This is a genomic window from Shewanella cutis (genome assembly GCF_022410515.1).
In the GTDB taxonomy this organism is placed as follows: domain Bacteria; phylum Pseudomonadota; class Gammaproteobacteria; order Enterobacterales; family Shewanellaceae; genus Shewanella; species Shewanella cutis.
In genome coordinates this window covers 159,530-175,339 of sequence record NZ_JACSDI010000002.1, presented here as the reverse complement: position 1 = coordinate 175,339, position 15,810 = coordinate 159,530, and the positions used below count along the sequence as shown (strand labels likewise).

The following is a 15,810-nucleotide window of genomic DNA, read 5'->3' as shown; positions in this document are numbered from 1 at the left end:
TATTTGCTCATGTACCTATTTTCAGTCAAGAAGCAGATAACAAATCTTGTAGCACAGTGTTAGAGCACGCCTTTACTCGATGGCAAGACATCCCCTTCGACTTTTACTGCTTGACGCAGCGCGCGGCCCAGCACCTTAAAGAGCGCTTCCACCTTGTGGTGATCGTTTTCACCTTCGGCCGTTACATGTAGCGTGCAGCGTAAACCATCGGCGAAGGAGCGGAAAAAGTGCGGCACCATTTCGGTGGCCATTTCACCGACTTTTTCCCGTTCAAATTGGGCGGCGAATTTAATAAAAGGCCTGCCGGAAAGATCCAGTAAGCATTCGCCCTTGGCTTCATCCATCGGCAAGCTAAAACCAAAACGGGCAATACCACGTTTATCACCCAGCGCTTGGCGCAGCGCATCTCCAATTGCCAATGCGGTGTCTTCAACGCTGTGGTGATCGTCTATTTCAAGATCGCCATCGACATTCACCTCCATTTTGAAATTTCCGTGGGTGGCGATTTGATCCAGCATATGGTCGAAGAAACCAATACCGGTGTTAATCGTGCCTTTGCTGGCATTGTCGAGATCGACAGTCACGCGAATATCGGTTTCCTTGGTGGTGCGTACCACAGTCGCGCTGCGGCCCTTGTTGAGTAAGGCATCGGCAATGGCGTTCCAACCTAGACTGCCTCGCTGATATTGAAAGCTGTTAATCCCCATGGCATTGCCCAGTTCCACATCTGTGTGTCTGTCACCAATCACCGCGGACTGGGTAAAATCGATACAGCCTTGGGTCAAAAAGTCTTTCACCAGTCCCAGCTTGGGTTTACGGCAACTACAATTCTCATCGTTAAAGTGTGGGCAAATCAGCACATCTTCAAACTTAACCCCTTGGCTGGAGAGGATTTGCATCATCATATTGTGCGGCGCATCGAAATCTTCCTGCGGGAAGGATGGAGTGCCGAGTCCATCCTGATTGCTGACCATCACCAGCCTAAACCCAGCTTTTTGCAGGCGCAGTAAGGCGGGGATCACTTGGGGCTCGAATACCAGTTTGGCAAGGTTATCCACTTGCTTATCTGTAACCGGCTCTTCAATCAAGGTGCCATCGCGATCGATAAAAAGTATTTTTTGCGCGACATTAGGGGTAAATACTGGGTTCATGCTGCTACCTTTCAATTCAGTTTGTTATCTTTGTAAAATCAATCTATTAGGCAATACCGTGTCTTGGCTGGTGTCAAACGCTTACCGTTTTTGCGACTCAAACAGCGACACAATACGGTCAGTATCGGCCATGGAGCTAAAGCTAAAACGAATGGCTTTAGCCAGCCTTGGGTCCTTATAAGCCCGCGCGACAATGCCATTGTCGATAAGCAGTTGTGCCACTTTGGTTACGTCGTCAAATTCGGCTAAGACATAGTTGCCATTGGGTTTTAGCACGGCGCCGCCCCATTGCTCGCAGTACAAATTCAGCGCCGCCGCGAGTCGCTCGCCCTGAGTATTGAGCTCATTCACTTGGGTCTTCATCCGCGCAATCCCAGCAGGTGACAGCGCTTGCACGGCCACTTCACTCACGGGCAATGGCACGGGATAGGGCGCAATTACCCGCATGATGATTTCGATAATCTCTTCATTGGCAAGCAAAAAGCCGCAGCGTGCGCCTGCTAAGGCAAAGGCTTTTGAGAGGGTGCGCAGTACTACCAGATTTGGGTAAGTCTCGAGTAAATCCGCGACGCTATATTCTGGGCAAAACTCGATATAAGCCTCATCGACGACGACAATGGCATAGGGCAGGGCTTGGATGGCTTGCTCTATGCGCACCTTATCAATCACAGTGCCAGTTGGGTTATTCGGATTACAGATAAACACTAACTTAGCGCCGCGTGCGGCCGTTGCAAAGTCGGCAGGTAGACCGTACTCAGCCGTTAAGCCTAACGCCTTAACGCCTACATTAAAGGTTTGTGCGCTAATGGCATACATGCCGTAAGTGGGCCCAAAGATCGCAATGGAATCGATGCCAGGGGTACAAAAGGCACGAATAAGCAGCTCGATGGCCTCATCTGCGCCGCGACTGGCGACAATTTTGCTCTTCGCTACAGCGCTATATTGGCTGTAGGCACTGATTAATGCGGGTGGTTGGCACTCGGGGTAACGATTTAACTTAGTTAAATCGAGCTCGCCGACTGCCACATTATTGAAGGGTGATTCGTTGGCGTTGATCCAAATATCCCCACGACCACCCAGCCTGCGAGCACTTTGGTAGGGCGTTAACTCGAGCAGTTCGGGCCGCGCAAGACGTGCGGCAAGGTTTGTTGGTTCGATTGCCATTTTATCGAGAGTATTGTTATCGAGAGTATTGCTGGCGCAATTGGCGCTCGGAATCTTTGTCACAGGCACATTACTCGTTGGTGCTTGGCTAGTTGGCACTTGGCTCATCCTATTCATCCTAAGTCTTGCTACGGCGTTAATTCACGTTAAAGCGTACTGTTATTTCGTCTTGCTGCTATCAGTCCTTGAGACTGGCTAAGCGCACCGCAACTGCATTTTTATGGGCATCGAGTAGCTCATTGCTGGCAAGGGTCATCACCGCTTGCCCGAGTCCGAGTAGGCCCTTGGCACTGAGTTCTTGCACCGTAAAGCGGCGGCTAAAGTCTGCCAAGGAGAGGCTCGATACCGCGCGGCTGTAACCATAAGTCGGCAATACATGGTTAGTGCCACTGGCATAATCCCCAACCGATTCAGGTGTATAGGCGCCTAAAAACACTGAGCCTGCGGCGCGAATATGATTTAGCACGTCCCGTGGAAAGCGGGTTTGAATAATTAAGTGTTCGGGTCCATAGCGATTCGAAACGAGCGCCGCTTCTTGCATATCTTTGACCAAAATGGTGCGGCTGCCTTTTAGGGCGGTCGCAGCAATCTCTTGGCGTGGCAGGGCGGCCAGTTGCGATTCGAGTGCCTGATTAACCTCCTGTGCTAATGGCTCAGAATCTGTGACTAAAATGACCTGCGAATCCGGGCCGTGCTCCGCTTGCGAGAGTAAGTCTGCGGCAATAAACTGCGCATTAGCATCGCTATCGGCAATGACTAATACCTCGGAAGGGCCTGCTGGCATATCGATAGACACTGTGCAGCGGCTATCCTGTGAGACTAAGCGCTTGGCCTCGGTGACATAACGATTGCCCGGGCCAAAAATCTTATCGACGCAGGGAATCGTTTCAGTGCCAAAGGCTAATGCGGCAATGGCCTGCGCGCCACCGACTTGATAGATCTCGGTAATGCCGCAGACATTTGCTGCATAAACAATCGCATCATTGATCGGTGGTGGGCTCACGAGTACCCGTTGTTCGCAGCCAGCAATTTTGGCGGGCAGGGCCAACATCAGTACGGTTGAGATTAATGGGGCGCTGCCACCGGGAATATATAAACCGACTTTTTCAATCGGTTCGCTACGAAGCTCGCAGCGAACCCCCGCTTGGGTTTCAATGTCGATGGGACGAAATTGCTGCGCGCTGTGAAACACATCAATATTGGCCATCGCTTGGGCAATGGCGGTTTTTAGTTCTGCCGAGACTCGTGCGCTGGCGGCGCTAATCTCGCTCTCACTTAAGCGCAGACTGTCGATATTGGCGCTACTGATATTTACAAGCTTGGCGCCATCAAACTTTTGATTAAACTCTTTCAGTGCTGCATCACCACGGCTAGCAACGGCATCAACAATGGCGCGAACACTTTGTTCTAAGCCACTGTCACCAATTAAAGGTGAGCGCTTAAGCGAGGCTTTTTGTTCATCGGTGGATAACGCTGCCCAAGTCAAAATATCCATAGATCACCCCATCATTTTTTCAATTGGCATGACGAGGATTGAGCTGGCACCTAGCGCGGTGAGCTGCTCCATGGTGTCCCAGAATAAATCTTCAGTACTGACGGCGTGGATGGCCACTCGATTAGTATCGTCGTTTAATGGCAGCACTGTTGGGTTTTCTGCGCCGGGCAGCAGGGCGACAATTTGATCTAAGGTTTCGGTTGGCGCGTGCAGCAAAATATATTTACTTTCACGGGCGCGGATCACGCCGTTTACGCGGGATAAAATGCGATCGATTAAGGCTTGTTTGCTCGGCGTTTGGGTTTGGGTTGATTGAATAATGCAGGCCATGGAGCGGTAGATGACTTCAGTCTCGTATAAACCATTGGCTTCAAGGGTTGCGCCAGTGGAGACTAAGTCACAAATGCCATCGGCAAGCCCTGCACGCGGTGCAACTTCAACCGAGCCTTTTAACATACAATCGCGATAATTTATGCCTTTTTGTTGCATAAAACGGCGCAGCAGATTGGGGTAGGAGGTGGCAATTCTTAAGCCTTCCAAGGATGAGGCATCGGCATAGCTAAATTCGGTTGGCACGGCTAACGAGAGACGACAGGCGCCAAAATCCAGTTGGCGTAACTTCACAAACTCGGCGGGTTTATTTAAGGTTTGGCGCTCAATTTGCTCTTCTTCGAGCACGTTCTCACCAATAATGCCTAAATCCACTACCCCATCCATCACCAGTCCTGGAATATCATCGTCACGCACTCTAAGTAAATCGATGGGCATGTTGTCTGCGTGAGCGATAAGGCGTTGTTCATTAATGGAAAATTTTACTCCGCAGCTCTTGAGTAATTGCTGAGAATCGGTCGATAGGCGCCCCGATTTTTGAATGGCGATACGTAAACGGTTTGATTCGGTCATAATTTTATCTCGCTCAAAGTTAACAAATTCAAAATGATATTCTTTCGTTTCACGCTTTAACGGGTTTATCGATACTGCCAGTCAATGTGGCGGTTAACATATTGAAATTAATTACTAATTAGCTGTTAAATTGTTAGTTAAAAAGCCTAAAAGCAAAAACCCCCGGAATTCCTTCCAGGGGTTAATGATCATCTTTGAATCAGTCCGCCAGAAGGATACGGTCCTCCGGCAGTGAGCATCCGAAGGCTACCGCATATGGTGGTGATGATGGTGGATAGCGTTCAGTAGTTGGCTCATATGACTCTCTATACTCTGTGATTCTGTTTAATTTGGTGTCGGCGGATTCTTATCCATCGAATGTTTTTTTAAGCTAACCGCTTTCTGTGCCGTTTGCAACAGTTAATTTTAACTAAATAAGAATATTTATGCGTTTTGTGAAAATGTTTCATCTTGGTGGGCGCTGGACGATAATCTGCTTATCGTAAGGAGGGGCGAATATTAGATATTTCCTTGGAATGGCACAAAGCAGACTCTGCGTTTAGATAATGAGTTTAGATAAATTCGGCTGGCGACAAGGATGGCAAATCTTGTCTAGCAGCGTTCAATCTAGACTGGCGATTGAGGCTAAGTGTCAGGCACAGCGCTAATGCTGAATTAGCGCGTGACATCCTCTGTTATCGTGTTAAATATTCTCCAAACAGGCGGTCAACTGTCTGTTGGCAATATTTGTCTTCACCACGCCAATATTCGGCAAATACCCAGTCATTTTTGCCTTTGCGTTGTCTATCGAAACAGCGTGGTTTTAATATTCCCAGACTGGCTAATATTTCAATTAATGTTTGTCGCTCGGCTTTACTCGATTTAATCACACTCGCTAATATCTTCTCTAGTGTGCTGGGATAATCGCTCGGGTCTGATGTTTCGATAATCGTTAGTATCTCCCTAAAACAGGCAATATCTTCTGACGTCGGCTCTGGAATATCGGCATTGATAAATTGGCTTAAATCAAAATAGGTATACAAAATATCCCCATGGCGCACGCCGCCCCATTTAATACGCTCGAAATTGAATACGTTAATATCCATCTCGTTATAGGATTCGCTTCCTCGGATGCCATATTGACTGTCTCGGCAAATGCCGCAGGTATAGGAGTGTGCTGTTGGTTTCCCATCCGTGTAGGAAGTGCCTGAAATGACGGTTGTATAGTGATGGGATGGCATTTTTTGGGCGACAGCATAGGATGCAAGGGAAGAGCGCCAATCCAATCGCCTGGAGGTTAGGCTGCTTAAAAATCCTTTTGTTACTTGTGCTTGCGAAATGCCTTTAACTAGCGCCTTGATGGCAACGATGCATTCATCGTGGGAGATCGTTAAAGGATCAAACATTAATCCTTTCGATTTGGCGTAGCTAAAATCGGGTTCGGAGAGACTTCTGTTTTTTGCGTCAATCCAGCCATTCTTCCAATAGGTGGATAATAAAATCTTTTTTGCTTTTTTATCCATATCTGATTCTATTTGTTCCTTTAATCATTGGGTTTAATTTATCTTATAAAAACTTAATTAAAGTGGTTAACGCTCTAAATTTATATAAGCATCGGTTTGATAGTAATAACTGACTGCATGAATTAAGTCATGTAAGGTGGCATTTGGCATCTGTTGTTCTAAGTTAGCCTTGATGCTTTGCAAATCAGCAATACTCAAAAAATATTGATAGCCTTGGTTTTTTGGATAAAGAGGCTCATCCTGTTGGTCGCGCTCCTCTTCAAGTTCATCGTCAATGATTAACACCGCTATTGTGGAGTTCAATGGTTGCTCTAAGGCTTTATACACATCCAAGTGCCACGAAAAAGAACCGAGTTGAGATAATAGGGTTTCCAAGGTTAATGTGAATCGCATGAAATATCCTTTTGTGCGAGTATCATTTACATCATCAAGACGAGTTAATTAAAGCGAAATAATTAGGCTGAAAGCCTCAACAGATCCTGCGTTAATTCGGTTAATGCAAACGATGATAAAATAAACAGTAAATTAATCATGGCCCGCATAATCCAAGGCAATGCACCGTAGGAAAGGCCATATTTATTTGAGGCAATCACGATAACTCCCATGGTGCCAAACCAAGGTGTAAAAAAGAAAATAGCTTGGCATTTAACCAGAGCAACAGCTATATCATGTAGCGCACCGCTGACCAAAAAGGTGAGCAAAACGGCGAGCCACATCGGCAGAAACTGACTGATAGGCCGCATAACATTGCGTGATAAATAATAACCCCATATCGGATTCCAATAATGCCAAAAAATAGGGAATGACTTAGCGCCAAGGGCACGTGATAGCATATTCCTCATCGAGTGATTGGCACCCAGTGGAACACCATTTCGCTTTTTCACATATTGTGACAGTGATAATGTCGTTTGCATGGTTAACCTCTATGCTCCACGCTTACCTTCATAGTGAGTGATCTGCAGTCTGTTTTGCCGTCTAAAGTGTACGGTTATCAATATTCATTACAGCACTACATCTGGCAAGCAGTAAGTTAGGCTTTTATCTGCCATAGCATAACAGGTTTGATTGCTTTTCTCGGGGGACGGCCTAATGAAGACGCCTTGCTTGTCATTAACACGAATCAGCTGCGCTTGATTATCCTGTCTCATAAAAATCGTACCACCATTTTTTAGCGAGACATCAACTATGTATTCGTTCATATTGGCGCAAATCGTGATTTCACAGGATTCAGCATGTTCTTTATCCCCATTTATGACGAGGCATTGCGAAGTCACTTCATCACAACCTGCCCAAGTAAGGTGGCTAAAAGACAACAATAGTAAAAGACCAGAAGGGTATTTCATCGAATCATCCTGTCGCGTTATAAACCGTGCTCTGTGGCTGATAGCGGCAATTTTTTAAAGCGTATTGTCGACTGGCCGCCAACTCCGCAATATTCTCGCATAAAACTATGTTCATGTTGAATTCGGCGCAGGACTGAAACTATTGGTATTATTAGGCGGGCTTAATTACACTGCGGATTTACGGAATCAGGCTCTTTAACGCTTGCAGACTAATTTGCCCAGATTTAGCCGTCTCTGAACTGTATATGTTAACCTTATTAAAGGATCTCGTTCGCCCTTGAATCACTCCAGACGCCCAACTCCGCGGCAAGCCACGCTTCAGCAATCGAGCGATGCTCCACGTTCGATGAGCCGATTGGCGAGTGAAGTGCTGCTCGCTTTTGCTAGTGATGGCGTGCTCGCTAAGCATATTCAAGGGTTTAGTGCGCGTCAGAGTCAGGTTGAAATGGCGCAAATTATCAGTGACGCGATTGCCTGCAAGGGCAATGCGGTGATTGAAGCGGGCACAGGGGTGGGTAAAACCTTCGCCTATTTAATTCCCGCTATGCTGAGTGGCAAGCAAGTGATTGTCAGTACTGGCAGTAAAAACTTGCAAGAGCAATTGTTTTTAAAGGATTTACCCGCATTGACATCTATGCTTGGGATTGCGCCCAAGCTTGCACTATTGAAAGGTCGAAATAACTATTTATGTCAGTATCGGCTCGATAGGCAAATGCAGGAGGCCAGCCATATTGAGGCGCGATTATTGGATGATTTACTCAAAATCAACCAATGGGCAGGCATGAGTAAGGACGGCGATATCGGTGGCTTAACCTCAGTTGCCGAAAACTCTCCCGCGCTTCCCTTAGTGGTCAGTACTAAAGAGACCTGCCTTGGGCAACGCTGCGAATTTTATGATGCCTGCTTTACCCGTAAGGCCCGCAACCGTGCGATGGATGCAAAAATCATCGTGGTGAATCATCACTTATTCTTTGCCGACAGTGTGTTAAAGGACACAGGATTTGCTGAATTATTACCCGATCCCGATGTGGTGATCTTCGATGAAGCGCATTTGCTGCCGGATATCTGCGTCAGTTACTTTGGCCAGCAATCCTCGAGTCGCACTATTGATGACTATTTGCAAAAGTTATTGCAGATTTATCAAACTGAGCTCAGCGATACAGGGCAGATTGCCCAATTTTGTCAACGTTGTTTAGCCAAATTGAGTGACTGGCATAATGGATTGTTTTCTATCGCCGAGTCGGATTGGCGTGTGCTGCTTGGCAATAAGTCAATTGCGCTCGCGTCATGGGATTTACTCGCAGAGTTAACCGCGCTGCAAAAACTCTTGCTCGCCCACGTGGGGCGCAGTGAGTTATTAGATGATATTGCCGTCAAACTGGCGGAGCTTAACCATAAGCTCAATCAGTTTTTCCAATGTGACAATCCACAGGCTGCCTATAGTATTGAATTTGGTAGCCGTTTTGTGATGCTACGGATTTCACCGATTAATATTGCCCGCGAATGTCAGCAGTTATTTGTGGCCAATACCAGTTGGATATTTACCTCGGCGACTTTACAAGTGAATCGCAGCTTAGCGCATTTTGCCAAGGAGTTAGGGATCAGTGATGCCAAGGCGCATATTTTGGATAGTCCCTTTGATTATCCGCGTCAGGCGCTATTTTGTGTGCCAAGGCAATTAGGGAATGTGGCGAATCAGCAGCAGGCACTCAAACAGTTAGTCGATGTATGCGTAAAAGCGATTGAGGCGGCGCAGGGGCGCACCTTTATTTTGTTTACCAGCCATAAAATGCTTGAGCAAACGGCGATGGCATTGCGAACTCGGACTCAATATCCGTTGTTGGTGCAAGGGCAAGCGGGTAAACAGAGTTTGCTCACAAAGTTTCGCCAACTGGGTAATGCGGTGCTACTGGGTACCAGCAGTTTTTGGGAAGGCGTGGATGTGCGTGGCAAATTATTAAGCTGCGTAATTATCGATAAGCTGCCCTTTGTCTCACCCGATGAGCCACTTTACCGTGCTCGCGCCGATAATATCAGCCGGCAGGGAGGCGACCCTTTTACCCAAGTGTCGTTGCCACAGGCGATTATTGCACTTAAACAAGGAGTAGGTCGCTTGATCCGCGACGAAAAGGACTGCGGCGTATTGATTCTCTGTGATAATCGGATTGTAAATCGTCCCTATGGGCAGGCATTTTTAAATTCCTTGCCGCCGATGGCGCGTACCCGCGATTTAGAGCAAGCGCTAGCCTTTTTAAGGCAAATACCTTAATCGGAAAATAATTGTGGGGCAGACAAGCTTTATCTGGAAATGTCTTTTTCGGGAGAATAGATGTGTTTACTTGGCTAAAGGGGTTAATTTCTAAAGACTTATTAATTGAGTTAAGTGAAGCCAAGATTACGATAAACGCTTTTGGCGATAAGGCCAGTATCGAGTATGAACCCTTGCTCGCACTTGTTACTGAGCACAACAAAACGATGATCAAAGCTATCGGCCATGATGCTAACACATTGGACTGTGAGGGAATTCGCATTGTTAATCCGTTTTCACACCCTCGAATGTTTGTCGCAAGCTTTGCTCTGGCTGAAAAACTGCTTCAATACGGCATTTCTCAACTTCACTCCTCAGGATTTAGAGCGGCACCTAGGGTAATATTGCATCAATTGGAAAAGACCGAAGGTGGTTTAACTGATATTGAAGATAGGGTTTTGCGTGAACTTGTAATGGGTGCTGGCGCTAGGGAAGTGGTGATTTATCTTGGCCCGCGTATCAATCCTCAATTTGAGCATTATGACGACATTAAACGTGCACAACTTATAATTAAGAAGGGATAAAAACTATCCCTTCCACTTCAGCTAGACTGAGACTTTTTAAGAATTAGACTTTTAGCCCAACCAAGAGTTGATCAAGCTGTCCCGCAGTTGCCTGCAGTTCATCACAACCCGACACAGATTGGTTGGCCGATTGCTCGACATCATGGGATTGATTGCGGATCTCCATCAAGTTAGTGGCAATCTCGTTAGCCACGGCCGATTGTTCCTCTGCGGACGTGGCAATCAACACACTCATTTCGAACACGCGGCTGCTGTGGTGGGCAATCGACTGAAGATCTTTACCCGTTTGCAGTACATGCTGCTTGCCTTCACTCGCTTGGCTTACGGTGCGTGACATCACTTGAGTGAGGTTGCGTGTGCCCTGTTGCAGTGATTCGATCATGGATTTAATTTCTACCGTTGCCGCCTGAGTACGGCCGGCGAGGGTTCGTACCTCATCGGCCACCACCGCAAAACCGCGACCCTGTTCGCCAGCACGCGCAGCTTCAATCGCGGCGTTAAGGGCGAGTAGGTTAGTTTGCTGGGAGATAGCATTAATGGTCGAAACCACCTCGTCAATCTTGCTGGCGTTGTCGTTAAGGATATTGACGGCATCCGATGCGACAGAAATCTCATCCGACAGCACATCAATCGCGCTTACTGTGGTTTCAATATCCTTAGATCCCGCATTGACCTGTTGATTAGCCTCTTGGGTTTCGGCACAGGATTGCTCAGCATTGCGCGCAACCTCTTTTACCGCTGCGGTCATTTCTTCCATTGCCGTGGCTAAGGAGTCGAGGTGCTGACGCTGATTTACCGCTAAGGCTTGGCCCTGCTGCGCAGTATTTCTAAAAGATGAAACCACTTCGCGGATTTTGCTGGTGGATTCAGCAATCTGCTTCACTAAGTTGTGTTGACGTTCAACGAGAGTGTCAATGCTGATGGCCAAGAGACTGAATTCATCTTTGACTTCGAAAAAGTTTAATCGACCCGTTAAATCGCCAGACGCTGCGCGTTTTAACGCCATAACGGTAGTGTAAAGTGCGCCGCCAACGAAGGTGGAAATGTAGTAGCTAAAGAGGAAGAGCACAAATAGCAACACCGCCATTACACTGTAAATTAACAGATTATCATCGGCTAACAGTGTATTGATTTCGCGATTATCCACACTGATGATGGTGAGTAGATTTTGTTCGCTTAGCGCGCTGATTGCTCGCTCAGGCGTGCTATTGGTATCTATTCCACCGCCATTTCGCGCAATGGTTTGGGCACGGCTATCGGCCTGCGAAATAGATACAATATCAACATTTTGCAAGCCTTGACTAACGAGATTGGGAATATTTTGCCGTTCTTGTTCGGGTAATTTGCCATACAGCGCTGTGGCAATCTGATTGATTTTTTGCGATGTACTTTGTAATCCGTTTAGGTGGCTTTCGAGCAAAGTATGCTGGAACTGGTTATTTAAAAACACCGCGAATCCCACAATCATAAACATGGGGACTAGGGCGAGTATTGCAAATTTGGTTTTTAAGGTCATGTGGATAAGATATTGATCTATCCAACGAAATTTAACTTCTTTCATTAGCGCCTCGATAAATTGGGCTGTGACCAAATGGGTATCGGTCGATTTGCCATAGACTTTATGCTTTTTTGTTTAGTAAGCAGTTGCTTGTATTATTGTTGTCCAATTGCGGCACTTTTGTTTCTTTTGCTGCAATTTTGGCAAGGTACAAACTTAAGTTTACAGTTTAGTTACATGCGTCGCTAGTGGGGAATATATGAAGCTGTGATTGCTGTAAAATGCATCAATTACTTTTTTAAGTGTCCAGCTACAGGTGATTTTTGGGGGTAACACATGAATTTGCATGATAAAAACCCCGAATAGACCCTAGTAATATGCCGCCCGCTCGCGTAGAATTTCTATCCTTTTATTTCGTTATGGCTAGCAATGCGTCTGGCATTAACGCCCGATAACCTGAGCACCGAAATAGCCTGAAAGTTTGGCGCCCATAGCACTTGTTTATCAAGCGCGACTATGCAGTGGAAGAGAAAATGCAGCAGTTAACTGAGATCGTAGAACAAGCCTTAGTCATTATTGACCAGGCCAGTGATCTAAAAGCACTGGATGATATCCGTGTCGATTACCTGGGTAAGAAAGGTAAGATCACCGACATGATGAAGATGATGGGCAGCTTAAGTCCTGAAGAAAAACCCGCTTTTGGTCAGGCGGTCAATGATGCGAAACAGGCCATTCAACAGAAATTAACTGAGCGCATCGATGGCCTGAAAAGTGCAGAGCTGGAAGCCAAATTAATTGCCGAAAAGATTGATGTGACGTTACCTGGTCGCACTATCGAAATCGGTGGTTTGCACCCAGTGACGCGCACTATTGAGCGTATCGAAACCTTTTTTGGGGAATTAGGGTTTTCGGTAAAGCAGGGGCCAGAAATCGAAGATGACTTCCATAACTTCGATGCCTTGAATATCTCTGAGCATCACCCTGCGCGTGCGGATCACGATACGTTTTACTTTAATCCTAAGCTGATGCTGCGAACCCAAACCTCGGGCGTGCAGATCCGTACGATGGAAACTGAAAAGCCGCCATTGCGAATTATTTCTCCGGGCCGTGTGTATCGTAACGACTACGACCAAACTCACACACCAATGTTCCATCAAGTGGAAGGTTTGTTGGTAGATGAGCACGTTAACTTTGCCGAATTGAAAGGCGTGTTACATGACTTCCTGCGTAACTTCTTCGAGGAAGATTTGCAGGTGCGTTTCCGTCCGTCATATTTCCCCTTCACTGAGCCTTCAGCTGAAGTGGACGTGATGGGTAAAAACGGCAAATGGTTAGAAGTGTTAGGCTGCGGTATGGTGCACCCAAATGTGCTGCGTAGCGTGGGTATTGATCCAGAAAAATACTCTGGTTTTGCTTTTGGTATGGGCGTTGAGCGTTTAACAATGCTGCGTTACGGCGTAAACGATCTACGTTCGTTTTTCGAAAACGACCTGCGTTTCCTGAAGCAATTTAAATAACGGAGCTGTATAGCATGAAATTTAGCGAATCTTGGCTTCGTGAGTGGGTCAATCCTGCCGTTAGCCGTGAAGCATTATCCCACCAGATCACTATGGCTGGACTCGAAGTCGATGGCGTTGATGCCGTGGCTGCCGAGTTTAACGGCGTTGTGGTTGGTGAAGTGGTCGAATGTGGCCAGCACCCAGATGCAGACAAACTGCGCGTGACTAAAGTCAGTGTCGGCAGTGGCGAGCTTATCGATATCGTCTGTGGCGCACCAAACTGCCGTCAAGGCTTAAAAGTGGCCGTAGCAATGGTCGGTGCCGTACTGCCAGGCGATTTTAAAATTAAGAAGGCTAAGCTGCGTGGTATGCCTTCAGAAGGCATGCTGTGTTCATACAGCGAGCTGGGTATTGATATCGATAGCGATGGCATTATCGAACTGCCATTAGATGCGCCATTAGGCAAGGATTTACGCGAGTATCTCCAGCTTGATGATGCTGTGATTGAAGTGGATTTAACCGCTAACCGTGCCGATTGTTTAGGTATGGTAGGTTTGGCCCGTGAAGTCGGCGTGTTAAACCGTGCTGCTGTGACTGAGCCACAATGGCAAGCCGTGACGCCAACGATTGATGCCAAAGTGGCTATCAATGTGAAGGAAACCGCAGCTTGCCCACGCTACTTAGGTCGTGTGGTGAAGAATGTGAACGTGAAAGCGGCTACGCCATTATGGATGCAGGAAAAACTGCGTCGCAGTGGTATCCGCTCAATCGATCCTATCGTCGATATCACTAACTTTGTGTTGGTTGAATTCGGTCAACCGATGCACGCCTTCGACCTTGCCAAACTGACTGGCGACATCCAAGTGCGTTTAGGTAATGGCGAAGAGAAAATCACCCTGCTCGATGGCAGCGAAGTGACTATTCCAAACGACACTCTAGTGATTGCCGACGATGCGCGTCCATTAGCGCTTGCTGGCGTGTTTGGCGGTGAATATTCGGGTGTGAGCGACACTACCCAAGACATACTGCTTGAATGTGCGTTCTTCGCACCGTTAGCGATTATGGGTAAATCACGTCGTTTAGGTTTGCACACTGATTCATCGCACCGCTTCGAGCGTGGTGTTGACCCAGAGATGCAACATAAGGTTATCGACCGTGCGACGCGTTTAGTGCTGGAGATTTGTGGCGGTGAAGCGGGCCCTGTTGTTGAAGCTAAATCTGATGCTGACTTACCAAAACCTGCACAAATTTTATTACGTCGCAGCAAGTTAGATAAAATCCTCGGTCACCATGTTCCCGATAGCGATGTGGTTGAAATTCTCGAGCGTTTAGGTTTTAGCGTGGTCGCAGGTGAGGGAAGTTGGCAGGTCACGACCGCCACTTACCGCTTCGATATGGCGATTGAAGAAGACTTAATCGAAGAAGTTGCTCGTATCTACGGTTACAACAACATTCCAAACGTCGCTCCTGTGGCGTCACTGCGAATGTCGGATCATAAAGAAACCGACTTAAGCCTTAAACGCGTTCGTTCGTTGTTAGTGGCCCGTGGTTTCCAAGAGGCGGTCACTTACAGCTTCGTCGATCCTAAGTTGCAAAATCTGGTGCATCCAGGTGAGCAAGCCATGGTGTTACCAAACCCAATTTCCAGTGAAATGTCGGCCATGCGTTTGTCGATGTTTACCGGATTATTGACTGCTGTAGGGTACAACCAAAGTCGTCAACAGGGTCGCGTGAGACTTTTTGAAACTGGCCTTCGCTTTGTTCCTGATATTAATGCAGAATCAGGTGTAAGACAGCAAGCTATGCTCGGTTGCGTCATTACAGGGCCTCAAAATGACGAACATTGGGCTATGGAATCGAAAACTGTTGATTTTTTCGACCTTAAAGGTGATTTAGAAGCAATTATCGGCTTGACAGTTTCCGCATCAGAATTTAGCTTTAGAGTAGCGACACATTCTGCTCTGCATCCAGGGCAATGTGCTGAAATATTGAGAAATGATCGAGTAATCGGTCATATAGGTGCTATCCATCCAAGTTTGGAGAAGCCTTTTGGACTCAATGGTAAAACCATCGTTTTTGAGTTGGAATTGGATGCTTTATTGCATACCAGTTTACCGCTAGCCCAAGCTGTATCTAAGTTCCCGGCTAATCGTCGTGACATCGCGGTTGTTGTAGATGAAAGTGTATCTGCAGGTGATGTAATGAAATTGATAAGAAAAGTTGGCGAAAATCAGTTGGTTGGCATAAACTTGTTCGATGTATACTTAGGTAAAGGTGTTGAGCCCGGCAAGAAGAGCTTGGCGATAGCACTTACATTACAAGACACTACTCGTACACTTGAGGAAAAAGAGATCGCTGAGACAGTAGAATCAGTTGTTTCTGCCCTGAAGACCGAGTTCAACGCATCGTTGAGGGATTAAAGT

General features: G+C 46.9%; 13 protein-coding genes. 4 read left to right on the top strand and 9 right to left on the bottom strand.

The features are described from left to right. Nucleotides 1–59: 59 nt before the first annotated feature. The 8 genes from hisB to H9J30_RS05975 all read right to left on the bottom strand — a co-directional run bounded on the left by hisB (nucleotide 60) and on the right by H9J30_RS05975 (nucleotide 7,558). Complete coding sequence (gene hisB / locus H9J30_RS06010; RefSeq protein WP_240130197.1) at nucleotides 60–1,151, bottom strand: bifunctional histidinol-phosphatase/imidazoleglycerol-phosphate dehydratase HisB; 1,092 nt, start codon at nucleotides 1,149–1,151, stop codon at nucleotides 60–62. Between the two features lie 81 nt (nucleotides 1,152–1,232). Further along, nucleotides 1,233–2,423: a histidinol-phosphate transaminase gene (hisC, locus tag H9J30_RS06005; protein WP_240130196.1), complete on the bottom strand. Its 1,191-nt coding sequence runs from the start codon at nucleotides 2,421–2,423 to the stop codon at nucleotides 1,233–1,235. Between the two features lie 70 nt (nucleotides 2,424–2,493). Beyond that, complete coding sequence (gene hisD / locus H9J30_RS06000) at nucleotides 2,494–3,810, bottom strand: histidinol dehydrogenase (protein ID WP_240130195.1); 1,317 nt, start codon at nucleotides 3,808–3,810, stop codon at nucleotides 2,494–2,496. Between the two features lie 3 nt (nucleotides 3,811–3,813). Then, entirely contained in the window at nucleotides 3,814–4,713 is a 900-nt protein-coding gene (gene hisG / locus H9J30_RS05995) for an ATP phosphoribosyltransferase (RefSeq protein WP_240130194.1), read from the bottom strand. 674 nt (nucleotides 4,714–5,387) lie between these two features. Further along, nucleotides 5,388–6,215: a hypothetical protein gene (locus tag H9J30_RS05990; protein WP_240130193.1), complete on the bottom strand. Its 828-nt coding sequence runs from the start codon at nucleotides 6,213–6,215 to the stop codon at nucleotides 5,388–5,390. A 66-nt stretch (nucleotides 6,216–6,281) separates the two neighbouring features. Next, nucleotides 6,282–6,608, bottom strand: a complete 327-nt coding sequence (locus tag H9J30_RS05985) for a DUF7716 domain-containing protein (RefSeq protein WP_240130192.1) — start codon at nucleotides 6,606–6,608, stop codon at nucleotides 6,282–6,284. Nucleotides 6,609–6,670: 62 nt separating this feature from the next. After that, nucleotides 6,671–7,129 carry an acyltransferase gene (locus H9J30_RS05980; RefSeq protein ID WP_240130191.1) on the bottom strand — a complete coding sequence of 153 codons (459 nt, stop codon included), beginning with the start codon at nucleotides 7,127–7,129 and terminating at the stop codon, nucleotides 6,671–6,673. A gap of 87 nt (nucleotides 7,130–7,216) precedes the next feature. Further along, the gene (locus H9J30_RS05975; RefSeq protein ID WP_240130190.1) at nucleotides 7,217–7,558 is read right to left on the bottom strand and encodes a hypothetical protein; all 342 of its coding nucleotides are present in this window, start codon (nucleotides 7,556–7,558) and stop codon (nucleotides 7,217–7,219) included. 277 nt (nucleotides 7,559–7,835) lie between these two features. Here H9J30_RS05975 and yoaA point away from each other — a divergent pair, with 277 nt between their 5' ends. Then, the gene (gene yoaA / locus H9J30_RS05970) at nucleotides 7,836–9,827 is read left to right on the top strand and encodes a DNA repair helicase YoaA (RefSeq protein WP_427915901.1); all 1,992 of its coding nucleotides are present in this window, start codon (nucleotides 7,836–7,838) and stop codon (nucleotides 9,825–9,827) included. A gap of 62 nt (nucleotides 9,828–9,889) precedes the next feature. Further along, a complete protein-coding gene (locus H9J30_RS05965) occupies nucleotides 9,890–10,390 on the top strand; it encodes a rod shape-determining protein (protein ID WP_240130189.1) in 501 nt (166 codons plus the stop codon). A gap of 43 nt (nucleotides 10,391–10,433) precedes the next feature. Here the strand turns inward: H9J30_RS05965 and H9J30_RS05960 are convergent, their stop codons facing one another. Next, nucleotides 10,434–11,951, bottom strand: coding sequence for a methyl-accepting chemotaxis protein (locus tag H9J30_RS05960; RefSeq protein ID WP_240130188.1), 1,518 nt, complete (start codon nucleotides 11,949–11,951; stop codon nucleotides 10,434–10,436). Nucleotides 11,952–12,421: 470 nt separating this feature from the next. On the opposite strand from H9J30_RS05960, the gene pheS reads away from it, so the two are divergent. Both pheS and pheT read left to right on the top strand, forming a co-directional pair. Further along, nucleotides 12,422–13,405 (top strand): phenylalanine--tRNA ligase subunit alpha, encoded by a 984-nt coding sequence (pheS, locus tag H9J30_RS05955; RefSeq protein WP_240130187.1) that lies wholly within the window; start codon nucleotides 12,422–12,424, stop codon nucleotides 13,403–13,405. A 14-nt stretch (nucleotides 13,406–13,419) separates the two neighbouring features. Next, nucleotides 13,420–15,807, top strand: coding sequence for a phenylalanine--tRNA ligase subunit beta (gene pheT, locus H9J30_RS05950; protein WP_240130186.1), 2,388 nt, complete (start codon nucleotides 13,420–13,422; stop codon nucleotides 15,805–15,807). Nucleotides 15,808–15,810 lie beyond the last annotated feature (3 nt).